The organism is Niallia tiangongensis (genome assembly GCF_044704065.1).
GTDB classification, from domain to species: Bacteria; Bacillota; Bacilli; order Bacillales; family Cytobacillaceae; genus Niallia; species Niallia tiangongensis.
This window is the reverse complement of sequence record NZ_CP162613.1, coordinates 42,501-66,313: the sequence shown is the minus strand read 5'-3', so window position 1 is coordinate 66,313 and position 23,813 is coordinate 42,501. Positions and strand designations below refer to the sequence as shown.

General features: G+C 36.3%; 25 protein-coding genes and 2 rRNA genes (1 of these 27 only partly in view). 2 read left to right on the top strand and 25 right to left on the bottom strand.

Features of this window, described 5'->3' with window-relative positions; all coding sequences use genetic code 11:
- Nucleotides 1-45: 45 nt before the first annotated feature.
- The 13 genes from glmU to metG form a co-directional block, all read right to left on the bottom strand.
- On the bottom strand, nt 46-1,404 hold the full coding sequence (gene glmU / locus AB3U99_RS00335; RefSeq protein WP_400244739.1) for a bifunctional UDP-N-acetylglucosamine diphosphorylase/glucosamine-1-phosphate N-acetyltransferase GlmU: 1,359 nt from the start codon (nt 1,402-1,404) through the stop codon (nt 46-48).
- 576 nt (nt 1,405-1,980) lie between these two features.
- A complete protein-coding gene (gene spoVG / locus AB3U99_RS00330; protein WP_026574035.1) occupies nt 1,981-2,271 on the bottom strand; it encodes a septation regulator SpoVG in 291 nt (96 codons plus the stop codon).
- Between the two features lie 183 nt (nt 2,272-2,454).
- Nucleotides 2,455-2,829, bottom strand: a complete 375-nt coding sequence (locus tag AB3U99_RS00325) for a RidA family protein (RefSeq protein ID WP_400244736.1) — start codon at nt 2,827-2,829, stop codon at nt 2,455-2,457.
- A 20-nt stretch (nt 2,830-2,849) separates the two neighbouring features.
- Entirely contained in the window at nt 2,850-3,671 is an 822-nt protein-coding gene (gene purR / locus AB3U99_RS00320) for a pur operon repressor (protein WP_400244735.1), read from the bottom strand.
- A gap of 55 nt (nt 3,672-3,726) precedes the next feature.
- Nucleotides 3,727-4,596 carry a 4-(cytidine 5'-diphospho)-2-C-methyl-D-erythritol kinase gene (gene ispE / locus AB3U99_RS00315; protein ID WP_400247919.1) on the bottom strand — a complete coding sequence of 290 codons (870 nt, stop codon included), beginning with the start codon at nt 4,594-4,596 and terminating at the stop codon, nt 3,727-3,729.
- Nucleotides 4,597-4,995: 399 nt separating this feature from the next.
- Entirely contained in the window at nt 4,996-5,178 is a 183-nt protein-coding gene (locus AB3U99_RS00310) for a small, acid-soluble spore protein, alpha/beta type (RefSeq protein ID WP_400244734.1), read from the bottom strand.
- Nucleotides 5,179-5,387: 209 nt separating this feature from the next.
- On the bottom strand, nt 5,388-5,651 hold the full coding sequence (veg, locus tag AB3U99_RS00305) for a biofilm formation stimulator Veg (RefSeq protein ID WP_016204729.1): 264 nt from the start codon (nt 5,649-5,651) through the stop codon (nt 5,388-5,390).
- Nucleotides 5,652-5,971: 320 nt separating this feature from the next.
- Nucleotides 5,972-6,856, bottom strand: coding sequence for a sporulation peptidase YabG (gene yabG / locus AB3U99_RS00300; protein WP_400244732.1), 885 nt, complete (start codon nt 6,854-6,856; stop codon nt 5,972-5,974).
- A gap of 229 nt (nt 6,857-7,085) precedes the next feature.
- Nucleotides 7,086-7,967: a 16S rRNA (adenine(1518)-N(6)/adenine(1519)-N(6))-dimethyltransferase RsmA gene (rsmA, locus tag AB3U99_RS00295; RefSeq protein ID WP_400244730.1), complete on the bottom strand. Its 882-nt coding sequence runs from the start codon at nt 7,965-7,967 to the stop codon at nt 7,086-7,088.
- Nucleotides 7,960-8,520, bottom strand: a complete 561-nt coding sequence (gene rnmV / locus AB3U99_RS00290) for a ribonuclease M5 (protein ID WP_400244729.1) — start codon at nt 8,518-8,520, stop codon at nt 7,960-7,962. The genes rsmA and rnmV overlap by 8 nt, the downstream gene beginning before the upstream one ends.
- Nucleotides 8,521-8,794: 274 nt before the next feature.
- Entirely contained in the window at nt 8,795-9,976 is a 1,182-nt protein-coding gene (locus AB3U99_RS00285; protein WP_400247917.1) for a ubiquitin-like domain-containing protein, read from the bottom strand.
- 237 nt (nt 9,977-10,213) lie between these two features.
- The gene (locus tag AB3U99_RS00280) at nt 10,214-10,981 is read right to left on the bottom strand and encodes a TatD family hydrolase (protein WP_400244727.1); all 768 of its coding nucleotides are present in this window, start codon (nt 10,979-10,981) and stop codon (nt 10,214-10,216) included.
- Nucleotides 10,982-11,160: 179 nt separating this feature from the next.
- Entirely contained in the window at nt 11,161-13,149 is a 1,989-nt protein-coding gene (metG, locus tag AB3U99_RS00275) for a methionine--tRNA ligase (protein ID WP_400244726.1), read from the bottom strand.
- Between the two features lie 474 nt (nt 13,150-13,623).
- Here metG and AB3U99_RS00270 point away from each other — a divergent pair, with 474 nt between their 5' ends.
- A complete protein-coding gene (locus tag AB3U99_RS00270) occupies nt 13,624-13,908 on the top strand; it encodes an AbrB/MazE/SpoVT family DNA-binding domain-containing protein (RefSeq protein ID WP_031537114.1) in 285 nt (94 codons plus the stop codon).
- 179 nt (nt 13,909-14,087) lie between these two features.
- Here AB3U99_RS00270 and rsmI read toward each other — a convergent pair whose 3' ends face one another.
- The 10 genes from rsmI to AB3U99_RS00220 all read right to left on the bottom strand — a co-directional run bounded on the left by rsmI (nt 14,088) and on the right by AB3U99_RS00220 (nt 21,453).
- Nucleotides 14,088-14,954, bottom strand: coding sequence for a 16S rRNA (cytidine(1402)-2'-O)-methyltransferase (gene rsmI, locus AB3U99_RS00265; protein WP_400244724.1), 867 nt, complete (start codon nt 14,952-14,954; stop codon nt 14,088-14,090).
- Complete coding sequence (locus tag AB3U99_RS00260; protein WP_400244722.1) at nt 14,932-15,219, bottom strand: GIY-YIG nuclease family protein; 288 nt, start codon at nt 15,217-15,219, stop codon at nt 14,932-14,934. The genes rsmI and AB3U99_RS00260 overlap by 23 nt, the downstream gene beginning before the upstream one ends.
- Nucleotides 15,209-15,952, bottom strand: coding sequence for a tRNA1(Val) (adenine(37)-N6)-methyltransferase (locus tag AB3U99_RS00255; RefSeq protein WP_400244720.1), 744 nt, complete (start codon nt 15,950-15,952; stop codon nt 15,209-15,211). Before AB3U99_RS00255 ends, AB3U99_RS00260 begins: the two co-directional genes overlap by 11 nt.
- A 128-nt stretch (nt 15,953-16,080) precedes the next feature.
- Entirely contained in the window at nt 16,081-16,458 is a 378-nt protein-coding gene (yabA, locus tag AB3U99_RS00250) for a DNA replication initiation control protein YabA (RefSeq protein WP_400244718.1), read from the bottom strand.
- A gap of 12 nt (nt 16,459-16,470) precedes the next feature.
- On the bottom strand, nt 16,471-17,298 hold the full coding sequence (locus AB3U99_RS00245; protein WP_400244717.1) for a stage 0 sporulation family protein: 828 nt from the start codon (nt 17,296-17,298) through the stop codon (nt 16,471-16,473).
- Entirely contained in the window at nt 17,291-18,298 is a 1,008-nt protein-coding gene (holB, locus tag AB3U99_RS00240; protein ID WP_400244715.1) for a DNA polymerase III subunit delta', read from the bottom strand. Before holB ends, AB3U99_RS00245 begins: the two co-directional genes overlap by 8 nt.
- Before the next feature lie 13 nt (nt 18,299-18,311).
- A complete protein-coding gene (locus AB3U99_RS00235; protein WP_400244713.1) occupies nt 18,312-18,749 on the bottom strand; it encodes a YaaR family protein in 438 nt (145 codons plus the stop codon).
- 106 nt (nt 18,750-18,855) lie between these two features.
- Nucleotides 18,856-19,185: a cyclic-di-AMP receptor gene (locus AB3U99_RS00230; protein ID WP_031537105.1), complete on the bottom strand. Its 330-nt coding sequence runs from the start codon at nt 19,183-19,185 to the stop codon at nt 18,856-18,858.
- Nucleotides 19,186-19,359: 174 nt separating this feature from the next.
- Nucleotides 19,360-19,992 (bottom strand): dTMP kinase, encoded by a 633-nt coding sequence (tmk, locus tag AB3U99_RS00225; protein WP_400244711.1) that lies wholly within the window; start codon nt 19,990-19,992, stop codon nt 19,360-19,362.
- A gap of 21 nt (nt 19,993-20,013) precedes the next feature.
- The gene (locus AB3U99_RS00220; protein ID WP_400244709.1) at nt 20,014-21,453 is read right to left on the bottom strand and encodes an aminotransferase class I/II-fold pyridoxal phosphate-dependent enzyme; all 1,440 of its coding nucleotides are present in this window, start codon (nt 21,451-21,453) and stop codon (nt 20,014-20,016) included.
- A gap of 176 nt (nt 21,454-21,629) precedes the next feature.
- Between AB3U99_RS00220 and AB3U99_RS00215 the strand changes: the two genes are divergently transcribed.
- Nucleotides 21,630-21,842: a sigma factor G inhibitor Gin gene (locus AB3U99_RS00215; RefSeq protein ID WP_400244707.1), complete on the top strand. Its 213-nt coding sequence runs from the start codon at nt 21,630-21,632 to the stop codon at nt 21,840-21,842.
- Between the two features lie 85 nt (nt 21,843-21,927).
- Here the strand turns inward: AB3U99_RS00215 and rrf are convergent.
- Nucleotides 21,928-22,045: ribosomal RNA gene (gene rrf / locus AB3U99_RS00210) — 5S ribosomal RNA — on the bottom strand.
- A 93-nt stretch (nt 22,046-22,138) separates the two neighbouring features.
- Nucleotides 22,139-23,813: ribosomal RNA gene (locus tag AB3U99_RS00205) — 23S ribosomal RNA — on the bottom strand; it runs 1,264 nt beyond the window's last position.

The window sequence follows — 23,813 nt, the reverse complement described above, 5'->3', positions numbered from 1 at the left end:
AATGAATAGAATAAAAACTAATTATTCTTCTCTTTTCTAACCTGATTATTTACGCTTGTATTTCTCTTTATTGACTTGACGGGAACGGGCAATGGAAAGTGCCTCAGAAGGAACATCATCTGTAATGGTGGAACCTGCTGCAACATAAGCACCTTTACCAATTGTGACAGGAGCAATTAAATTGGAATTGCAGCCAATAAATGCGCCATCTTCTATGGTAGTCATAAATTTATTTTTGCCGTCATAATTAACTGTGATTGTACCACAGCCAATATTTACATCACTGCCAACACTCGCATCTCCGATATAGCTCAAATGGGATGCTTTACTTCCTTTTCCAAATGTTGCTTTCTTAACTTCAACAAAATTTCCGATTTTCACTTCATCATCAATTGTAGATGCTGGGCGAATATGAGCAAATGGTCCTATATTCACATCAGAACCAATGCTACTATCATGTGCAACAGATTGTTTGATAGCTGTATTATTTCCAACAACACAATTATTTATTTCAGTATTGGGTCCTATGATGCAATCTGAACCTATTATAGTCGCACCTTTAAGCATACTCCCTGGGTATATAACAGTATCCTCTTTAATCGTTACATCTGCTTCAATATACGTATTTAACGGATCAATAAGCGTTACTCCATTGCGCATATGCTGTTCATTGATACGTTTTCTCATAATTGCCTCAGCTTCCGATAAAGCCACACGATCATTCACCCCAATTGTTTCATCGAAATCAATTGTTTGGAATGCACTAACTATTTCTCCCTGCTGCTTTAAAATCTCGATAACATCTGGCAAATAATATTCACCTTGCACATTTTCGTTCGAAACGTTATTTAATGCCTGAAATAACATAGCATTATCAAATACATAGGTACCTGTATTAATTTCTGTTATTTTCCTTTCCGCTTCCGTTGCATCCTTATGTTCGACTATTTTTTCTACTACTCCCATTTCATTACGAACAATTCTGCCGTAACCATCTGGTTTACTTGCTTCTGCCGTTAAAATGGTCGCTTTTGCTCCCATTTTCTCATGTTGTAAAAAGAGTGCCTCTATAGTCTCACTCGTCATAAGTGGTGTATCCCCACAAATAACTAATGTCACTCCATCTTTGTCTCCAAGAATATTTTTTGCTTGTATTACTGCATGTGCAGTTCCAAGCTGTTCTTGTTGATACACATAATTAACACTATTGCCAAGCTGCGCTTTTACTTTTTCTGAACCGTGGCCAATTACTGTTACGATTGAATCCACTTGTAGCTTTTCTACTTGATCTACAACATGCTGCACCATCGGTTTTCCACAAACAGGATGAAGTACTTTATAAAGCTTCGACTTCATTCTAGTTCCTTGTCCTGCGGCTAAAATCACTGCGTAACGAGTTGTCATTCACAGGCCTCCAATAACCTTTTTATCCACTAAAAAATATATCTTAAATACCTCTTGATTTCAAGGAAGGATTCACATTTTATGTATGCTTTTTTAGAAAAGATTCTTTTTTATACTAATTATTTGTATCTTCCGTGCAAAAAATAAATTTCTCTAAATAGAAAAACAATAATAACTGCTTTAAAGAGAGGTTCTTACTTCTATTTTACTTTTAATAAAGCCCAATTACTTTCCATCTTTTGGACTTCCTAGTTGTGAGCAAAAGAATTCTTCCATTTTACTCTACACCAAAAAGATTAAACACACCAAAAATAGCCTTAGATATAGATTAATTCTTAACTATTTTATGATACTAAAAGTAAAAGAGGTTTTCATTGGAAAATAAAAGGGTATATAGAAGTGTCATACATTTTTTATGACCTTTTATGCATATTTTATAACTTTATGGTCTGTACAGTGCTTATTACTCTTCTTAGTATCACAACTATTTTTTCAAACAAATAGAGATTTCCCTCTTTTTAATCCGTAAAAAAAGAGCCTTACTCTTAGGAAGTAGGCTCTAGCTGCAGATTATTTTTAGGAAGCTCCAGCTTCTTCAAATTCAATTTCTAATTCACCCAGGCGGTGGTATTCTGCCAAAACTGCTTCCTGGATTTTTCCTCTTGTACCAGAGTTAATTGGATGAGCGATATCTCTAAATTCACCATCCGGTGTTCGTTTACTTGGCATCGCTACAAATAATCCATTATTTCCATCAATTACCCTAATATCGTGAACAACAAATTCATTATCTAGTGTAATAGAGGCAATCGCTCTCATTCGTCCATCCGTATTAACTCGGCGTAGCCTTACATCAGTTACTTCCATCCTGTTCACCACCTTTACTAGAAGATAAAATCTAGTTAATAAATTCAACAGAATTTTCATAACTCCTTCTTAAAAGATGAAATTTTTTAGAATATTTCGGATAAAATAAAGAAAAATTGCCGAAAAGTGATAAAATCCTCACTTTTTCACTTAAACTTCGACTATTTCTCTCCATGAAGCAGCTTATTTACAAAGAGCGATTACTTCCATTTCAACCAATACATCTTTCGGTAATCTTGCTACTTCTACACAAGAACGAGCGGGTTTATGAGTAGAGAAATATTCCCCATATACTTCATTGATGGCTTGGAAGTCTTCCATATTTTTAATAAATACAGTCGCTTTAACAACCGTTTCAAACGATGCACCCGCTTCTTTTAAAACAGCAGCTAAATTTTTAAATACTTGATGTGTCTGTGCCTGAACGTCTCCTTCGATTAAGGTACCTTCAGCAGTTAAAGGAATTTGACCAGAACTGAAAAACAGATTATTAACAATAATACCTTGAGAATATGGCCCGATAGCTGCTGGTGCGTTACTTGTTTGAACAACTTTCATTAGTCGTTTCCCCCTAAGATCTATTTTTTGTCAAAATAATTACCATTTTTCACAGAAATTTTCTTTTCTTTCACATCAACGCCCGATAATTTGACTAGTGATAAATAATCATCCACTAATCTTTCTTCCGCTTCTTCTGCTTCAACTAATACTGCTATTCCTGCAACGCTTGCATTGAATTCCTCTAATAAGCTAATCATACCATTGATGGTACCCCCTGCTTTCATAAAGTCATCCACAATCAAAACCTTTGAACCGTCTTCCAAGCTTCTTTTTGACAATAGCATTGTTTGAATCCTTTTAGTAGATCCAGAAACATAGTTGATACTTACAGTAGAACCTTCTGTTACTTTACTGTCTCTTCTAACCATAACAACAGGAACATTTAAATAATTCCCTACTGCATACGCCAAAGGAATTCCCTTTGTCGCTACTGTCATGACTACATCTATATCAGTATCAGAAAAGGCTGATGCAAAAAGCCTGCCTACTTTTTGAACGATAGCCGTGTTACCTAGTATATCGTTCATATATAGGTATCCCCCTGGCAATAATCTTTCTGGACTTTTAATTAAATCGCAAAGCTCATCTACAAATGGTTTTGCTTCCTCTTCACTGACTCTTACTTGATACTTTACTCCCCCGGCTGCTCCTGGCAATGTATGTAAAGTCCCTATTCCTCTTTGCTCAAATGTTTCCTTAATAATAGCCAAATCTTCACTTATCGAAGACTTGGCTGAACTGTATTTTTCTGCAAAATAAGAAAGAGACACTAACTGCCTAGGATGCTCCAGCAAGTAATTCGTCATGTCTATTAAACGTTCACTACGACGAAACTTCATAACAGAACCTCCAAAATCCGAATATTTAAGGACAATTTTACATTATCATACGGATTTAATCAAGTGTATGTCGCTGTCCAATCATTCTCACTGCAAATACTTGGTCACAAAATCCTCTTAATCCATTGTAAACACGATTCATTCTTGAATCATGCTGAATTAATCCGAAAACAGTAGGACCACTTCCACTCATAAGTACTGCATCTGCGCCAAACTTACAAATTTGCTCTTTTATTTGGGCAACCTCAGGATATAAGGATAAAGTGACATTTTCTAATACATTCCCTACGTTCTCACACATCAAATCATAATCCTTTGATGAAATTGACTCGATCATTTTTTCCGTATTTGGATGCTCAATTGCCTCTACATCTAGTCTTTTATAAATATCAGCAGTTGATACACCAATAAATGGTTTCGCTAAAATAACCCAACAAACTGGAGGTGCAGGCAATTCTTTAATGATTTCCCCTCTTCCAGTTGCAAGTGCTGTTCCTCCGTATACACAGAAAGACACATCAGACCCTATTTCAGCCCCAATTACGGCTAACTCATCTAATGTTAGCCCTAGATCCCACAACTTGTTTAGACCGCGTAATACAGCTGCTGCATCACTGCTTCCTCCAGCTAAACCAGCTGCAACAGGGATGTTTTTTTCTATTTTTATTTCTACACCTTTTTTTACATGGAACTTTTCTTTTAATATATTTGCTGCTTGATAAGCAAGATTGCGTTGGTCATCAGGAACAAATCTATTAAGAGAAATTATTTTTATTACATCGCTATCTAGCAGTGCTAGCTCGATTCTATCTGCTAAATCAATTGTTGTCATAATCATTTCTACTTCATGATACCCATCTGGTCTCTTATGAAGCACATCCAATGACAAATTGATTTTAGCTGGCGCTTTAACCAAAAGCTTCAATATTTCCACCCACTTAACAAATTTCATCATTTACTTTTTTCCTCCTACTAAAGAAAACAGCTTTTCCTTAAAGGAGGTAATAATAGTAGGCTAGACGAACTTTATCTTTTCCTTATTCCGTACCTATCTAAGCATTATGCTCATCTAATCTTCTATTTGGATATAGTGATTTTACCACAAATCATTCTATTACATGTAATAGAGATTATGTTTACCTGATTATTATCACGATTTTAAAGGCGATATTAACTTATTCATTTTAGAACAAAAAGGATCTATCATTATCTTTCTATCTATATTTGGAATATAGATATTAGCTAATGATAGATCCTATTGTTACCGTGAGTAAATCCATTGTGATTATAATACAAATAAGATGGACGTTAAGTGATGTTGAAGTTACTCTTTATTTTGAGTAAGAAGACTTTGCTCTGCAATTTCTATTGCTCTTTTGACCATATTCCCTGCGTCCCTTGCACGAATACCGCCCCAGCCCTCTTGTTGGACCACATCATAGAAACCTAGTTCTTTTGCCAATTCTTCTTTTAACCCTTCAGACATAATTCCTTTTCGTCTACCCAAAGTGAATCTCTCCTTTCATCACCCACGGTAGGTTTAGTATGTAACTATCATTATTTTTTCATGTTATCTATTTGTTGCCAAAAGCGATACTTATTTATACATTCGCTGCCGACCTTATTAAAAAAATCTCTTGCTTTCTATTTTGATTGCATGAAAAAAGCAGCAAACAAATTGTTTACTGCCGCTTAATGCTTTCAAGCAATATATAGTTAGCTTAAAGCAATTTGTCCTGATGTATCCTCAAAGAAGGTAATTTGAACCGTTTCTGTTAAAACATCTGCATAGCTGTATGATACACGTTCAAATGCATTTTCATCCTGATCTAACTCCACTACAAACACAGATGGATAAGTCTCTGCTAACACGCCAGAACGCTCAATTGTCTTACGACGACCGCCATTTGCCTTCAGCATAAGCCTTTTTCCTAAATTTGAATCAAGAGCTTTTTTTATATCTGATAATGTTTTTGCCATTCGGTCCACCTCACTGTGTAAAGTATATCACACTGACACAACAGAGTCAAATAAAAACATAAATTATAACAGTCTTTTTTGGAAGTTGTCAATATTTTTTATTCTTATTTTTCTCCAATTTTTCAACAAAGATTAGTATGCACCTCATAAGAATAAATATGTAGAAAAATTCAACTTTTTAAACAACTGGCAAAAAAGTGTTAAATTATATTTTTAATTGAAATCAACAAAGAAGCACACAAGATGTATAGCAATAAGCAGCCATATTACCCTCCTATGGCTGCTTATTGCTATTATTATCCCCTGTATGCGGCTTTTGTTTACACCTCTTCTGATTGATTTGTATGATATGGCATACCTGTTCGAAGAACCCCTTTGGTTTCTATTCCACCTAGCCCTTTTTCGCCAGTTAAGGTATTCCTTAAAACATCCCAAACATTTACTCTTTCCATAAAGGGTGTAAAACTAATCTTCGCAACAATATAGACAGGATCAAGCGCATGAATATTTACTCTCGAAGGAGAGCTTGCGAAATTAGCACCTGCATAAATAAGGGATTCAAAGTGTGATTGACAAGCACCAGCAAAAATAACTAACTGATCCAAATTCGGAAGCTTCTTTCTCGCTTCTCTGACGGTCTGTACAAAGTATTTTGAATGTCGGTATGCATTAATATCGTTTTTCTCCCCTAAAGCCTTAGAATAGGCATCATGCCCTGTTATAACAAGTATATCTGGACGATAATAATCCAAAAGACTGCTTATTTTACTAGGCATCTCTTTTTCATTGCAATGCACCCCATTTACAGGGATTCCAATTTTTTCATATAAAGTTAAACATTTTTTCAAATAATTTGGATCTCCATCAATATGCAGCACTTTGCCTGGTAGTTGAAAATAGTTAGAGGGTTTGCTATATGCCTCTGTTACTTGATACTCCTGTTTTCTTCTTAAGAGATTCACATCTTGTCGAAATAATTGGAGAGATTGCTCCTCCATCAACTGGACCTTTTGTGAAATTTTCCGTTGCATCGGTTGATTGATTAACGCTAAATCCTCATATGGAGCATCTGCAATGAGACGAAAATCCTCCCCATAAAGAATAGCGATTTTTTGACCATTTACCTCTTTCATATCAATTATTCGAAATAACAGATCACAATGATAAGACTCTCTACCGACGATATCCATGATGTTTATAGCCACTGTCGTCACTCCAATTAACCCAAACACGTTTCTGAGTGGTTATTTAGTATTCAATATCTATCTCTGATAAATTATGCATATGTCTAGAAAGTTGTGAGCGATTCGAAAGAGAAGAACGGAAACAAAATAAGGCTATTTTCGTGAAGAACAAAAAAGATGCACAGAAGGTTTCTCTTCCCGGTCATTCTTTTAGGGAAAAGAAAATAATCTGTACACCTATTTCTAGTCATTATTTGCTAAACATTTCATAAAGAACATCACTTAACTTTGCAAACTCTTCGATAGACAATGATTCTCCGCGTCTAGAAGGCTCAATTCCCGCTTGTTCAAGCGCCGCTATTATTTCAGCCTTCTTTTCTTTTCCGCCCTCTAGCTGGCTTGAGAGATTGTTTAAAATCGTTTTTCGTCTTTGAGCAAAGCTTGCTCTTGTTATTTGAAAGAAAAAGTCTTCATTTTTCACTGAAACGGACGGTGTTTCCCGAATGGTTAAACGAATTACAGCTGAATCTACATTTGGTTGAGGAACAAAGACTGTTTTCGGCACAATCATGACTACTTCTGGTTTCGTATAGTACTGAATAGCAATGGAAAGAGATCCATATTCCTTCGTTCCTGGTTTAGCAGATATTCGTTCTGCTACCTCTTTTTGAAGCATGACAACAATTCCTCTTAAAGGAAGTTTTTCTTCTAAAATCTTCATAATGATTGGCGTTGTCACATAATAAGGCAAATTAGCAACGAGCATAATATCCCGAATATCATTAAATTCTGTTTCTAACATTTCCTTTACGTTTGCTTTTAAGATATCCTGATGAATAACCTTCGCATGTGGATATGGCTCAAGCGTTTCCTTTAAAATCGGCAGCAGTCGTTGATCGATTTCATATGCAACAACCTTCTTGCTTCGCTTCGCAAGCTGTTCTGTTAATGCTCCGATTCCAGGACCAACCTCTATTGCACCAGATTCTTCTGTGAGCTCGGCATGATCCACAATATTTCTTAAAATGTTTGTATCAATTAAAAAATTTTGCCCTAAGCTTTTCTTAAAAGAAAAACCATACTTATCTAGAATTGCTCTTGTTCTTGCTGGTGTTGCGATATCTTTATACATCCTTACCCTCCTGGCGCATTTCCTTAATGGCTTGTGCGAACTCTTCCTTTGTAATATGAAACATCAGTAATCTCTTATAAAGCTGTTTCCCATTTGTATACCCAATTTTAAGCAGCTTTCCTAACTGCTCTCTACGCTCTTTAGAACCGGCACCACCAATTAATCCTGCATCTATTAAATCTTCTTTTGTAATTTCTTCCGTTATCGATTCCTGCATAAGATGAGCATCTTTTAATGCTTCTCTAATTGCTTCTATTGATGCATGTTCCACACCAACACCTTTACCATGCTTATGGATAGCAAGCTCCTTTGGTATAAAAGCATGTTTACAATCAGGAATATGCTTTTCAATTGTATGACGAATCTTTTGACCAGGATAGTCTGGGTCAGTTAAAACAATAACACCCCTAGTTTTTTGTGCTAGCTTTATTTTATCCAATGTTTCTTGATTAATTGCTGAACCGTTTGTTTCAATTGTATCTGCGTCAACCGCTCGTTTAAGAGCAGTTGTGTCATCTCGTCCTTCCACTACTATTATTTCTTTAATCTTCATGGAACCTCCAAAAAAATAATTATAAAATTTGAAAAAAAATGAAACATAATTGTAACATGAATCGTCTATATATACAGAGAGAGAAAAATTTATAATCACTATCATTATAGCTAATATTTATGTTTTAACAAACGGCGATTTGTGCAGACTAGTTATCATGTGAGAAAATGTGAACAGAAGCAAAGAAAAAGACAGAGGAATTGATTCCTCTGCCAGATTAGCTATCTTTTTATCCTTCCAATTTGGATGATAAAGTGTCGATATTTATTGATTGCTAATTAATTATTTTTATCTTAACTTGCCTGTTACCCCAGCGGTAAGCTTCTGCTTTTGTAGAAAAGAAAACATCGATTTTCTGACCTTTCACGCTTCCGCCTGTATCACCTGCAACAGCATAGCCATAGCCATCTACATAAACCTTTGTTCCTAAAGGGATAAAACTTGGGTCGACAGCAATTACTTTTGCATTTGGATTAGCTTTCAGATCAATTCCAGTAGCCGTTCGGCCAGAACATCCATTACAGCTAGCAGTATATGCTGTTGAATTGACGTACACTTCTTTCCCGCTTTCTTCTCCTCGGGATGCTAGTTGTATTACTTCGTCTTTTGTTCCAACAGATACAATCTTGTCCTGCTTTTCTTTCACTGTTGTTTCACTGAGTAATTTCCGGGAAATTTCTTTGCCATTTTCCTTGGTAACCTCATACTTTTTAGAGACTAATCCTTCTGCGCCCTCTTTCAGTATTTTTTCAGTTCCTGCCGGAAGATCATCGTCCTTTTGGGTGATAACGGCAAAGTTAATTGGTTGTTCCACTACATCGGTGACCTTTTCTATTCTTTTTATATTAACAACAGTTTCTTCTTTCACTTTTTCTTTTAGATTTGGTTCAACTCGGTCTAATTTTGCAAGTGATATCTCATGTTGTGTTAAAAAGTCAGCGACCGTAGTCGAAGTGGACCATACTTGTTTTTTCTTTCCTGCGTCTACTAGTGTTACTGGAAATGCTGTATGTACGACAACTTCCATATTATGTTCTATAGCGTTAGTTTCTTTCTGGTTGATCTGATCGTGCTCGTTCAAAGAAATTTTTTGTTCTTCTAAAAACTCCTTAACAGTATCTACTGTTGTCCAAACCGTTTTCTTCTCGTCGTCTTTTTGTAATTCAACCTGCTTAGCTTTCTTCCAGACAACTTCAAGGTTATCTGTAACCTTTGTGTTTAACGAGGGAAACACATAATCTTCTGAGCCAACGGCAATGTCCAAGTCATCAAATATTTGTTGTATAGTAGATGAGTGCGTCTCGATGATTTGTTCTTTACCATTTAGCGTCAGCGCCACAGTATTTTTAGTAGTTTCATAAATTATAAATCCTAAGCTACTTGCAAAAACGATGAAACTAGCTAAAAAGATGGACACCTTTTTCCTGCTCAAAGATTTCGAAAACAGGTTTTTCATGTTTTGGATTACGATGAAAAACGCCTCCTTTTCTCTCGGAGTGATTATATAGAGTATCATGTCTGCTGTCAACCCTTAAGAATCTTTGAAGGTATATCTTATTATGCAAAAAAAACAGGCGAAAGGAAAGAAAGAAATCTCGACATAATTAGTCTATGAGAAAAGAAAGCGATGTAGAACGATTAAAAATAAGGTGAATTTCGGACAAGTCCATTCGTTATTCGACAAAAACCTTTATCAGTTTATGCCGAATAATTTTTTTGCATTTTCTGTTGTTTTCCTAGCAACCTCTTCGTAAGAAATTCCTTTGATTGCAGCAATCTCCTCTGCTACTAATTTTACATAACTCGGTTCATTTCTTTTTCCTCTAAACGGTGTCGGTGCTAAATATGGACAGTCTGTTTCAATTAATAAATGATCTAGTGAAATTGCTTCTGCAACCTCCTTCGGTTTCCGAGCATTTTTGAAAGTAACCGTTCCTCCTAGTGAGATATAGAAATTCATATTTATGCAATCTAGTGCTGTTTCTACACTTCCACCATAACAGTGCATAATGCCCCCAACTTCTTTAGCATCTTCTTCTTTTAAAATTTCTACAATATCAGCGGTAGCTTCACGATTATGAATAATTATCGGAAGTTTTACTTTTTTTGCTAGTTGAATTTGTTTTCTAAATACCTCTTTTTGAATTTCCTTTGGCGATTTATCCCAATGATAATCTAATCCCATTTCTCCTATTGCAATTACTTTTGGATGCTTTGCTAACTCTTCAATCCAAACTAAGTCTTCCTCTACCATATCAATAGCATCTACTGGATGCCATCCTATACTTGCATAAACAAACTCATATTGCTCAACAAGCTCCATCGCTCTTGTGATGGTAGGTCTATCAAATCCAACAACTACCATTTTTTCCATACCGGCATCAAGTGCCCGTTCTATTACTTCTTCTAAATCATCTTGAAACTCATCTGCATTGATATGTGTATGTGTATCAAATAACATGAAAATCATCCCTCCATCTTTTGTTAGATATACTCACAACTGTTTATTGTTAGTGCAATCCCTCTTTAGTCCTTGCTGATAGAACAAAAAACACAGAGATGTTTAGCCTATTGTTTTCCTCGCCTTTTAATAAGATAGGCGATTCCTCTTTAGGAACATCTCCATGTTTTTCATTGACTTTATTTTACTTTTGAGCCCAGCGGTAAAGCTTCTGCAATCGTTGCAAGAGACAGTTCACCGTCATGACTTCCAGCTAAAATCATTCCTTGTGAAAGTTCTCCTCTTAATTTAACCGGTTTTAAATTTGTTACACAAATAACTTTTCGGCCAACTAGGTCTTCCGGAGAATAATATTTAGCAATCCCGGAAACTACTTGTCGTTTCTCATAGCCTAAATCTAATTGTAGCTTTAATAGCTTGTCTGCTTTTTTCACTGGTTCTGCTTCAAGAACCTGTGCAACACGCAAGTCCACTTTCATAAAGTCGTCTATCGTGATTTCATCTACTTCTGGAATTTCTTGGGCTTCTGGTTTCTTCTCTTCTTCCTTTTGAGGTCCCTTCATTTCTCCCTTGATAAATTCCACTTCTTCTTGAATATCTAATCTAGGGAAAATAGGATCTCCCTTCTCAACTATAGTACCCGCAGGAATTACCCCGAAACGCTCCAGGCTATCCCAAGTGTGTAAAGAAGTATCCTGTATGTTTAGTTGTTTAAAAATCTTGTCAGGCGTTCTTGTTAAGAATGGCTTTAGTAAAATAGCGATTCTTCTTAATGATTCCGCTAAATGATTCATAACAATTGCTAATTCTTCCGTTTTTTCTTCTTTTGCCAACACCCATGGTTGTGTCTCATCAATATATTTATTATTTCTGCTAATTAATTGCCATAATGTTGTTAATACAACAGAGAACTCCATATTCTCCATATGCTCAACATATTTCTCCACTGTTTCTCTATGTGCTGCAACAAGAGAATTTTCAAACGTTCCTTCCGAATTTTTATAAGTAGGTATTTCTCCATTAAAGTACTTATTGATCATCGCCACTGTACGATTTAATAAATTTCCTAAATCATTGGCTAAGTCAAAATTCACTCTTTCTACAAATGCTTCAGGAGTAAATACGCCATCAGAACCAAACGGAACTTCTCTTAGTAAATAATAGCGAAGGGCATCTAATCCATAACGATTAATTAATGTGACAGGATTAACCACATTCCCTTTTGATTTGGACATTTTGCCATCCTTCATTAGGATCCAACCATGTGCAAAAACCTTCTTCGGCAATGGAAGATCTAATGCCATTAGCATAATTGGCCAATAAATCGTATGGAAACGTACAATTTCTTTCCCTACCAAATGAACATTCGCTGGCCAAAACTTCTTATATAATGTCTCATCATCAGAACCATATCCTAGTGCGGTGATATAATTGGAAAGTGCATCGATCCATACATAAACAACATGCTTCGGATCTCCTGGAACTTTAATTCCCCAATCAAATGTAGTTCTTGAAACAGCCAAGTCTTCTAACCCTGGTTTAATAAAGTTATTAATCATCTCATTCTTGCGAGATTCTGGTTGAATGAACTCTGGGTTTTCCTCATAAAACGCTAATAAACGATCAGCATATTTTCCCATTCTGAAGAAATAAGATTCTTCTTTTACTAATTCAACTGCATGACCACTGTCAGGGCTTTTTCCTCCAATTACTTTTCCATTTTCATCATGGATAGGATCAACTAATTGAAGTTCTGTATAATACGTTTCATCAGAAACAGAATACCAGCCTTGATACTCATCTAAATAAATATCTCCTTGATCCACTAACTTCTTAAACATTTTTTCCACAATATTTGTATGTCTTTTTTCTGTTGTACGAATAAAATCATCATAGGAAATATCAAGCTTATCCCATAATTCTTTAATTCCTGCAACTATTTCATCTACATATTGAATAGGGGTAATTCCTGCTTCTTCTGCTTTTCGCTGAATTTTTTGTCCATGTTCATCCGTTCCGGTTAAGTAACGAACTTCATAACCTCGCATTCTCTTATAACGAGCCATCGCATCTCCAGCAACTGTTGTGTAAGCATGTCCAATATGTAAATTACCACTTGGATAATAGATTGGCGTAGTAATATAAAAAGCTTTTTCTTGATCCTTCACTTAGTTCCCTCCTATATATATGTATACATATGAACCTTTAGTAAAATAAAAATAACCGATATTACTATTGTAACCATTCTTCTTTTTTATCGAAACAAAAAAGTATAAGAACATTCGTATAAACTGCATAATCATTGCCATTTTTTCCTTTTATCCCATCAAAATATACCTAAAATTACTAGTTAATGCAACAGACATTTTTTAGAGTGGTGGGAAAAAGTGAAAATGTTGGTTTTTGTCGAAAAAAGAACGATAATAGAACGAACAGACTCTACCAATTTATCCCAACACATAGTTAAGTATCTGACCACCTCTCACAAAAGCCTAATGTAACAAGTTTTTTTAAAATACAATAATTTGAAAATAAATAATTGACGTTTATGGGAATGGCTGGTATTATAATGACATACAAAGAAATTTGTCGAAAATTAGCGAAAAAAATATAAATATTCACTTTCTGGGAGGAGAAAACAAATGAAATCTACAGGTATTGTTCGTAAAGTTGATGAATTAGGTCGTGTGGTTATTCCAATCGAATTAAGACGTACATTAGGTATTGCTGAAAAAGATGCTCTAGAAATTTATGTAGATGATGAAAAAATCATCTTAAAAAAATATAAGCCAAACATGACTTGCCAAGTTACAGGAGAAGTTTCAGATGACAACCTTTCTTTAGCTGGCGGTAAATTAATCCTTAGCCGTGAAGGCGCAGAGCAACTAATCCAAGAAATTAAAAGTAACTTTGAAGTTTCAAAATAAGAATAAAACAAGAAATGTGTAAGTGCTTATTTAATTAGTCTTTATCCATCACTTTATTGGATTGGAAGCTTCTTGAAGAACTAGAACTTATTCATTCTTTTTTATAAACAAAGGGCTACCGCCTTAAAGGTGAACACCATGCTATTTTAATGTTCATCTTTAAGACGGCAGCCCTTTTCTTATTCAATATGATATTCTTGATAGACGTCTCTTTTTTGCATTCCTCTATCCAATGCTGTCTTTTTAATCGCTTCTTTTACTGTAATTCCTTCTTTTTGAACATAATGATCCACTTGTTGTACAACGGTCAATTCGTCCCACCAATTATTTTCTTCTTCTTTTTGGAATTCACCCTGTTCAATAACTAAGCAAAATTCTCCTCGAATTTCTTCTGATTGAGACCATGCAAGTGCTTCCTCTACTGTACCACGAATAAATTCTTCATATAGCTTGGTCAATTCTCTGCATAAAGTAATCTTTCTATTTCCAAGTATATCCATTATCAAAGCTAATGTTTCTTTTAAACGGTGTGGAGATTCATATAAAAGAATTGTACCTGGAATATTCTTAAGGAAAAGCAATTCTTTTTTCTTCTCCTTTTTTTGTCGATTAAGAAATCCATAAAAATAAAAAGGATGTGTCGGAAGACCTGAAGCAATAAGCGCTGTTAATGCCGCATTGGCTCCTGGAAGGGGAATAACTGGAATCTCTTGATCAATAGCATCTATAACTAGTTCATATCCTGGATCCGCAATAGTTGGCATTCCTGCATCACTTACTAAGGCAATAACTTTTTCTTCTTTTAAAGCTTGTAATAGCTTCTGGCCACTCGTCTCTTTATTATGCTCATGATAACTAACCACGGGTGTAGTGATTTCAAAATAGTTACAAAGCTTTTTTGTATTACGTGTATCTTCTGCAGCAATAACATCTGCCTCTTTCAGAATCCTGATTGCGCGAAAGCTCATATCTTCTAAATTTCCGATAGGAGTAGGGACTAAATACAGAGATCCTCTTTTGTCTTTATAGCTTTTTTGTTGTTTCATTTACTTCACCAACCTCCTTCATTAAAAACTGCTCTTTTTTCTTTCTCCCTAATTGTTTAAAGGCATACTCTCTTTGCATAGCTTCCTGTTTTGTTTGGAACTCCTCATGATAAATAATCGCTACTGGCAAACGCCCTCTAGTATATTTTGCCCCTTTACCGGCATTATGCGTATTTAAACGCTTTTGAAGATCATTTGTATAGCCTGCATAATAGCTTCCATCTTTACAAATTAATACATAGAAATAATGCTTCTTACTTTCCATACAGAATTTTACTCATTTCCTCTGTATAATTGTTGCCATCTTTATAAACAAATAACGGAGGTAAAACTTTTAAGTCTGGTTTTCCATCTTTGATTGCTTCGACTAGCAGAATATTTGCTTCCTTCCCTACTTTTGGATAAACAAATCGGATACGCTTTGGCTCCAATCGATTTGCTCTCATTAAAGTAATGATATCTAATAATCTTCCTGGTCTATGGACAAAAGCTACTTTTCCACCTTGTTTAACTAACTGGCTAGCTACACTAATGGAGTCCTCTAACGTACAGAGGAGCTCATGCCTCGCAATAGCAAGATGTTCATTTATATTAATCTCTTCTATAGAATTAGTCTTCTTAAAGTAGGGTGGATTACACGTAACTGCATCATACTTCTCAAATCCAAGGAAGCCAGGGGCATCCTTAATATCACCATGAATCATTTTAATTTTCTCTTCTAATTGATTATACTGTATACTTCGATGTGCCATATCATATAATCGTTCCTGTATCTCGACTCCTATGATTTCTCCCTGTGTACGAAGCGATAAAAAGAGTGGAATAACTCCATTTCCACTACATAAATCAACTATTTTCCCCTTATTTAAGGGAATAGCTACAAAATCAGCTAATAATACTGCATCTAATGAGAATGAAAATACGGATGGACTTTGAATAATCCTTAAACGTTCATCCAATAAATAATCTAATCTTTCATCTCCAATTAATGGAACCACTACCCTTAACCTCCATTTAATTATTTCTTGCATAGAAAAAGAGATGTCTCAAGAAGAAAGAGTCATCCCGTACAATACGATTGGTTGTATTGCTTATTTTCACAGGGATTATTTTCTTTGAGACATCCTTATTTTTTATTAAGAAACGACAAGCAAAATAGACAATCACCATCTTTTCGGGGACTCCCAAAATGAAGATTACAAATATGAAAACCTTCTTGATACAGCCTTGCAAGGTTATCATACCCTTCCCCTATATCAATGTTTTTCTCCTCCATCATCTTACTTTGTTTTGCGTTTCTTTTTTTATGATTATCCTGTCTTGAATCTTTCTCTCTTGGTATATCCTCTAAATGCCTTCTTAGGTTCTCATTTTCTAGCTTCAACCTATTATTTTCTTCAATAAGTTCAGCTACATGCTGTTTAAGATCACCTAATTGCTTATATAAGTTACCAATTTGACTTTCCATATTTATTACTGATTCAAAAACTTCTTTTTTATCCACTCTTCCACCTCATTAATCTGTGGATTGAACTGAAACAGCATCTTCTTGCAGTATTTCATCTAATGTATATTCAAGCACTCGTTCTTGTTCAGAAATTTCCACTTTGAGTACACGTTCTAAAATATTTAAACCAACAACTTTTCCCTTTCCATCCGGTGTATTAATCCAATCACCTAAGTCTGGCAAAAGTTCTTTTGCAGCTTCATAATCATCATTTTCATATTTTAAACAACACATTAATCGTCCACATAATCCAGAAATTTTTGTTGGATTTAAGGAAAGGTTTTGATCTTTTGCCATCTTAATAGATACTGGTTCAAAATCACCTAAGAAAGTTGAACAGCAAAGCATTCTTCCACAAGGTCCAATGCCACCTAGCATTTTCGCCTCATCTCTGACCCCAATCTGACGAAGCTCAATTCTTGTTCTAAAAATGGATGCCAAATCTTTTACTAATTCCCTAAAATCTACTCGACCATCTGCGGTAAAATAAAAAATAATTTTATTACGGTCAAATGTATATTCTACATCAACCAATTTCATTTCTAATTCATGTAGCGTCACTTTCTCACTGCAAACATCATATGCTTCTTTTGCTGCAATTTTGTTTTCCTCTACAATCATTTGATCTTTCTGATCCGCAATTCTTAATACTTTTTTTAAAGGTAAAACAACGTCATTTTCATCTACTTTTTTCGGTCCTATTACTACTCTTCCGAACTCTACACCCCGAACAGTTTCAACGATGACAAAGTCTCCTTTTTGAATAATTAATTCATTTGGATCAAAATAATATATTTTTCCAGCTTTTTTAAAGCGGATTCCTACAACATCATACAACTGAAGATCCCTCCTGCAGCTTTAGCACCAGCTGCTCCATCAATAACTGTGGATTCATATTCCCTTGCAGCTTTCGCTTTGCTTCAAAAATAGCTGTCATTTGTTCCGTTAAGCGTCTGTTAGAAGTTCTTAAGGCATTGGCCTCTAGACGTTCTTTCTCGCTAACGTATACAATCTGATTGTGCTTGCCAAGCTGTATATATAATAAATCTTTATATAGTAGCAATAATAAATCGAGTCCTCTATCAAACTGATCTTTTTCTTTAAAATGTGAAAACCATTCTCTTTGAAGAGCTACTAATGCTTCTAAAGGAGCTCCTTTAAGAGCCTCATATAATTTTACCACTATTTTTTGCGCTTGTACAAACCATTCATCCGTACTAAGAGTCAATGCTTCTTCAAAACTATTGGTAATTTGCGCAAGCAAAGGGGCTTCATTCGTTTTAATTCCATTTTTTACTAGTTCTTTTGCCATTTCGTTTGGGGATAATGGTTTAAAGGAAAGCGTCTGGCATCGAGATAAAATAGTCGGCAATATTTGTTGAATTTGTTCGGTTAGTAGAATTGCAGTAGTTTCCGCATTAGGTTCTTCCAAAAATTTCAGCAAACTATTAGCTGCATTTGTGGTCATTTTATCTGCATGAACAAGAATGTAAACCTTTTGCTTTGACTCCACCCCAGTTTTTGAAAATTCTTCTTGCAGACTTTGTATCTGATGTTTTTTTATTGATAATCCATCTGGCTCAAGTAAGTGAACGTCTGGATGATTTCCATTATTTATCCTCTTGCAATTAGAACATGTTTCACATGGAACATATCCTTCTATACTATTTTCACATAAAATACTCTTTGTGAGAACAAGACTTATTTCCCTTTTACCAGTTCCCTTCATTCCCTCAAAAAGATAGGCATGTGCTAGTCGTTCTTTTTTTAAGCTATTTTTCAGCATCTTTAAAACAATGGGTTGTGTCTGTTCAAGCTGTTCCCATGTTCTTGTCAAGACAATCACTCCATTACGTATATATATTAATCAACAAACCTTTAATTTCACCAATTTTATCCAAAATATTTAAACTATTTTTCTCTTTTGTCATTACTTCTTCTGTTAGTTCAACTAATTTATCATCTATGACATGTACAACACTTAAATCTCTACCCTGACCAAACTGATCCCAAGAACTATCTTTTTTCACTTCCATCCCAAATTCAACAGCTTCCTTTACAAACTGTTTTACAAGGGATTTATATTTAGTCAAATCCTTTAGATTTTGAGATCGCCCCAACCTATTACCAATATCATCAATGTTTTTCATTAATGTTTGAAGCTGCTCAACCTTTAATTTCTCATTTTGTTGTTGGACATATCCTTGAAATTTCGAACCACCTAGGCTACCTTTTGCTTCTATTCTAGTCCCTTCCGGATTAATTCGATTGTCTTTATTAATCTTCATATTCTTCCTCCCGAAGAACGTTCTACTTCTTACTGAAAAGGCATAGCTGCCTTGGTCCTTTAGGCATGAAAGTACATCGGTTACATGAAGCTAACCGATATATGATTTAAAATTGCTTAAATTGCTCAACAGGTAATACAAAAACAGTTGCTCCTCCCACTTCCACCTCCACTGGATAAGGAACATAGGAATCTGCGTTTCCTCCCATTGGAGAAACAGGAGCTACTAACTGATCTCTTGATTGACAATTATCTTTAATAATTTGCAATGCCTTTTCCACTCGTATATCTTCCGTTCCTATCATAAAGGTGGTATTCCCAGATTTCAAAAATCCGCCCGTACTTGCAAGCTTTGTCGCTCTAAAATTATTTTCAACAAGTGCATTAAGCAATTTATTACTATCTTTATCTTGAATGACTGTTAGAATTAATTTCATTTTTATCCCGCCCCTTATTATAGTTTCCGAATGATTTTATAACTTGTTCCTATTATAGCAATAAATACAAAAACAAACAGCTGAAAGGATAAATAATTCCTAAGGGACTTTGTCAACTTCTCATTTTTTTAGAACCAATCTAGTTGCATTAATGCTATTATATAAAGGTAACCATCATTCCTTCAGAAAATGATTAATAATCTCTATCGTATCTTGAAAAACCTGCTCTAAAGGCTTGGATGCATCCACTTTAACAATTCTCTCTGGAAATTTCTCTATGACGTTATAATAACCTTCTTGAACCAATTCATGAAATTCTATCTTTTCTAAATCAAGACGATTGATCTCCCTATCACCAGTATTATTGATTCTCGCTAAACCAACTCGTGGATCAAGATCAAAATAAATCGTTAGCTCAGGCATTACATCTCCAATAGCAAATTGATTAATCTTCCAAATTTCGTCCATATCAATTCCTCTAGCAAAGCCTTGATATGCCAATGAGCTATCAATAAAACGATCACATAGAATAATCGCTCCACTTTTAAGAGCTGGTATCACTTTCTCTACTAAATGCTGTCTTCTTGCAGCTGCATAAAGTAAAGCTTCTGTTCTAGCATCCATTTCAGTATGCTCGGGATCTAATATGATACTTCTAATTTTTTCTGAAATAGGAATACCACCTGGCTCCCTAGTCTTAATAATCTGCTTCCCTTGTTCCTGGTAATAGTTTAACAACATATCAATAATCGTTGTTTTCCCTGCTCCCTCTGGTCCTTCTAATGTAATAAAGAGCCCTTTTGTCACCGTATTGTCCTCCTAAAGCTGTCATTTCTCGAAAATTTTAACTTTATTTTCATAAATAGATGGACTTCCTTGGAATCTCGCTCCATCCTTTAATAAGTTCTTTATTTGATTGATATGGTACATCGTTATTTCCTCACCGGGCATTAGAATTGGAATTCCTGGTGGATACGGAATAATTGTTTCTGCACAAATAGCATGGTTGGCATCATTTAATGATACTTCCCTTTTATTTCGTAAAGCTTGCTCTGTTTCACTAAGTTTTAATTCTACTATATCCTCACCTTTTTTTATAGATGCTGGTGCTTCCCATTCATAGGAAATTTCAGATGTGTTTTCAGACAATGCCCTTTTAATTTTAGTAATAACCTCATTTAAAGGGAAGATCATCTCTTTTTTTAACATTGGAAAAACAAATAGTACATTATTAGAATCAGCTAATTCTGTATAAACCCCTTCTTTTTCCAATTGTTTTTGAAGGATGAAACCATTTTTATCTATTGTTGATTGAATAGTAATTTTTAAGGGGTCCCCTTTATAAGGATAAGTTAACACTTTTAGCTGCGAAATCGTTGTTAGCTCATTATGAAACCGAGTAACTGTATTTTGGAGGTAATCCCAATCCTCCTTACTATATGTTGCTAAATAGTGTCTAGCCTTATCTAAGGAAGCCATAATTAAATAAGAGGGGCTGCTGGACTGCAATATCTCCAGATAATATTTTACTTCATGCTCCTCTATGAAATCAGTATTATAGTGTAAGTATGCTCCCATGGTTAAGGCTGGGAGGGTTTTATGTGCGGACTGAACAACTATATCAGCCCCTAGTTGAACAGCTGATGGTGGAAATTTATTATTTCCTATAAAATGAGCACCATGCGCTTCATCTACTAAAACACAAATACCGTTAGCATGGGCTAATTGAATGATTGCTTCTAAATTTCCAATCATACCATAATAATTAGGAGACGTTAGGATAAGTGTTTTCACTTCAGGAAATTGAGCAATTGCTTGCTTTACGGTTCTTTCTGAAAGGACTGTTTCTACTTTCCATTCTTCCTCATAATCAGGACTTAGCAAAATCGGTTTTGCTTTAGCCAGCTTTATTCCATTCATTACTGATTTATGACTATTCCTTTGAACAAAGACTTTATCTCCTTCTTTTAAAGCGGAGAGTATCATAGCTAAATTTCCGACAGTACTTCCATTTACAAGAAAATAACTTTTTTTCACTCCATAAAGATCTGTTAATAGTTTTTCTGCATCACCAATTACGCCCATAGGAGCATGTAAATCATCTAGACCATTAAGCTCCGTAACATCAAATTTCCATAATTGTCTTCTCCATACATCGTCATCATAAGAAAGCAATTCTCCATTCTTATGACCTGGCACGTGAAAAGATATATTATTTTCCGACTGAAACTGTAAGAGTTTAGAATATAAAGGTGTTTTTTCTTGCAATAGTATTCCTCTTTTCTTTTTTCTCTCTATTTATTTTATCACTTTTTTTGCTATCTCATCATTGCCTGGTTTTAAATTTGTTAAGACGAAAAAAATAAGTGATTGATAGACTTTGAGACTCAATGTATAAATGATTGCTAAAATGGTAAAAATAGTTTCTATGGAGGTGGGGGAAAATGGGGAAATATCATCATACCCAGTCAATTAATGGAGAAATATGTCTCATATGTGAAAAAGCTAAATTAGAAGGAATTCATCTCTTTCAATCTTTTATATGTATGGAATGTGAGAGAGACATTGTCAACACAAAAACAATGGATCCAAAATACCAATTTTTTGTTTATCAAATGGGAAAAGCACGGATTCTGCAAGATAGACGCCAAGCCTAATCTCTCTTGATAGGAATTCTATCCAATTATTAATACACCAATAAAAAAACAAGCATCCACCAAAGTAGATGCTTGTTTCATTAGTGCCTGGCGACGTCCTACTCTCACAGGGGGAGAACCCCCAACTACCATCGGCGCTTTAGAAGCTTAACTTCCGTGTTCGGTATGGGAACGGGTGTGACCTTCTCGCTATCGTCACCAGACTTATTTATTTAGAGAATTATTCTCTCAAAACTAAATCATTTAGAAGTAAACCAATTTGCCAAGTAATCTTTCTTAGCTTACGCTAAGAGTTTTTAGTTAAGTCCTCGATCTATTAGTATCAGTCAGCTCCACATGTCGCCACGCTTCCACCTCTGACCTATCAACCTGATCATCTTTCAGGGATCTTACTAGCTTACGCTATGGGAAATCTCATCTTGAGGGGGGCTTCATGCTTAGATGCTTTCAGCACTTATCCCTTCCGCACATAGCTACCCAGCGATGCCTTTGGCAAGACAACTGGTACACCAGCGGTGCGTCCATCCCGGTCCTCTCGTACTAAGGACAGCTCCTCTCAAATTTCCTACGCCCACGACGGATAGGGACCGAACTGTCTCACGACGTTCTGAACCCAGCTCGCGTACCGCTTTAATGGGCGAACAGCCCAACCCTTGGGACCGACTACAGCCCCAGGATGCGATGAGCCGACATCGAGGTGCCAAACCTCCCCGTCGATGTGGACTCTTGGGGGAGATAAGCCTGTTATCCCCGGGGTAGCTTTTATCCGTTGAGCGATGGCCCTTCCATGCGGAACCACCGGATCACTAAGCCCGACTTTCGTCCCTGCTCGACTTGTAGGTCTCGCAGTCAAGCTCCCTTGTGCCTTTACACTCTACGAATGATTTCCAACCATTCTGAGGGAACCTTTGGGCGCCTCCGTTACTTTTTAGGAGGCGACCGCCCCAGTCAAACTGCCCACCTGACACTGTCTCCCACCCCGATAAGGGGTGCGGGTTAGAATGTCAATACAGCCAGGGTAGTATCCCACCAATGCCTCCACCGAAGCTAGCGCTCCGGCTTCCAAGGCTCCTACCTATCCTGTACAAGCTGTACCAAAATTCAATATCAGGCTGCAGTAAAGCTCCACGGGGTCTTTCCGTCCTGTCGCGGGTAACCTGCATCTTCACAGGTACTATAATTTCACCGAGTCTCTCGTTGAGACAGTGCCCAGATCGTTACACCTTTCGTGCGGGTCGGAACTTACCCGACAAGGAATTTCGCTACCTTAGGACCGTTATAGTTACGGCCGCCGTTTACTGGGGCTTCAATTCAGAGCTTCGCACTTAACGTGCTAACCCCTCCTCTTAACCTTCCAGCACCGGGCAGGTGTCAGCCCCTATACTTCGCCTTGCGGCTTCGCAGAGACCTGTGTTTTTGCTAAACAGTCGCCTGGGCCTATTCACTGCGGCTCTCTCGGGCTTTAACACCCAAAAGAGCACCCCTTCTCCCGAAGTTACGGGGTCATTTTGCCGAGTTCCTTAACGAGAGTTCTCTCGCTCACCTTAGGATTCTCTCCTCGCCTACCTGTGTCGGTTTGCGGTACGGGCACCATAAATCTCGCTAGAGGCTTTTCTTGGCAGTGTGGAATCAGGAACTTCGGTACTATATTTCCCTCGCCGTCACAGCTCAGCTGACATGGTAATGGGATTTGCCTCATTACCGGCCTAACTGCTTGGACGTGCTAATCCAACAGCACGCTTACCCTATCCTCCTGCGTCCCCCCATTGCTCAAACGATTTAAAGGTGGTACAGGAATATCAACCTGTTGTCCATCGCCTACGCTTTTCAGCCTCGGCTTAGGTCCCGACTAACCCTGAGCGGACGAGCCTTCCTCAGGAAACCTTAGGCATTCGGTGGATGAGATTCTCACTCATCTTTCGCTACTCATACCGGCATTCTCACTTCTAAGCGCTCCACCAGTCCTTACGG

Excerpts from the sequence above, each read along its gene's own strand:
- AB3U99_RS00230 (WP_031537105.1), bottom strand. The coding sequence starts at position 19,185 with ATGAAATTAATTCTAACAGTCATTCAAGATAAAGATAGTAATAAATTG.
- glmU (WP_400244739.1), bottom strand. The coding sequence starts at position 1,404 with ATGACAACTCGTTACGCAGTGATTTTAGCCGCAGGACAAGGAACTAGA.
- AB3U99_RS00260 (WP_400244722.1), bottom strand. The coding sequence starts at position 15,219 with ATGGAAAGTAAGAAGCATTATTTCTATGTATTAATTTGTAAAGATGGA.
- AB3U99_RS00215 (WP_400244707.1), top strand. The coding sequence starts at position 21,630 with ATGGGGAAATATCATCATACCCAGTCAATTAATGGAGAAATATGTCTC.
- rnmV (WP_400244729.1), bottom strand. The coding sequence starts at position 8,520 with ATGAAGATTAAAGAAATAATAGTAGTGGAAGGACGAGATGACACAACT.
- veg (WP_016204729.1), bottom strand. The coding sequence starts at position 5,651 with ATGGCAAAAACATTATCAGATATAAAAAAAGCTCTTGATTCAAATTTA.
- AB3U99_RS00285 (WP_400247917.1), bottom strand. The coding sequence starts at position 9,976 with ATGAAAAACCTGTTTTCGAAATCTTTGAGCAGGAAAAAGGTGTCCATC.
- AB3U99_RS00280 (WP_400244727.1), bottom strand. The coding sequence starts at position 10,981 with ATGTTATTTGATACACATACACATATCAATGCAGATGAGTTTCAAGAT.
- purR (WP_400244735.1), bottom strand. The coding sequence starts at position 3,671 with ATGAAGTTTCGTCGTAGTGAACGTTTAATAGACATGACGAATTACTTG.
- spoVG (WP_026574035.1), bottom strand. The coding sequence starts at position 2,271 with ATGGAAGTAACTGATGTAAGGCTACGCCGAGTTAATACGGATGGACGA.
- rsmA (WP_400244730.1), bottom strand. The coding sequence starts at position 7,967 with ATGTATAAAGATATCGCAACACCAGCAAGAACAAGAGCAATTCTAGAT.
- rsmI (WP_400244724.1), bottom strand. The coding sequence starts at position 14,954 with ATGAAACAACAAAAAAGCTATAAAGACAAAAGAGGATCTCTGTATTTA.
- AB3U99_RS00235 (WP_400244713.1), bottom strand. The coding sequence starts at position 18,749 with ATGAAGATTAATAAAGACAATCGAATTAATCCGGAAGGGACTAGAATA.
- AB3U99_RS00270 (WP_031537114.1), top strand. The coding sequence starts at position 13,624 with ATGAAATCTACAGGTATTGTTCGTAAAGTTGATGAATTAGGTCGTGTG.
- AB3U99_RS00325 (WP_400244736.1), bottom strand. The coding sequence starts at position 2,829 with ATGAAAGTTGTTCAAACAAGTAACGCACCAGCAGCTATCGGGCCATAT.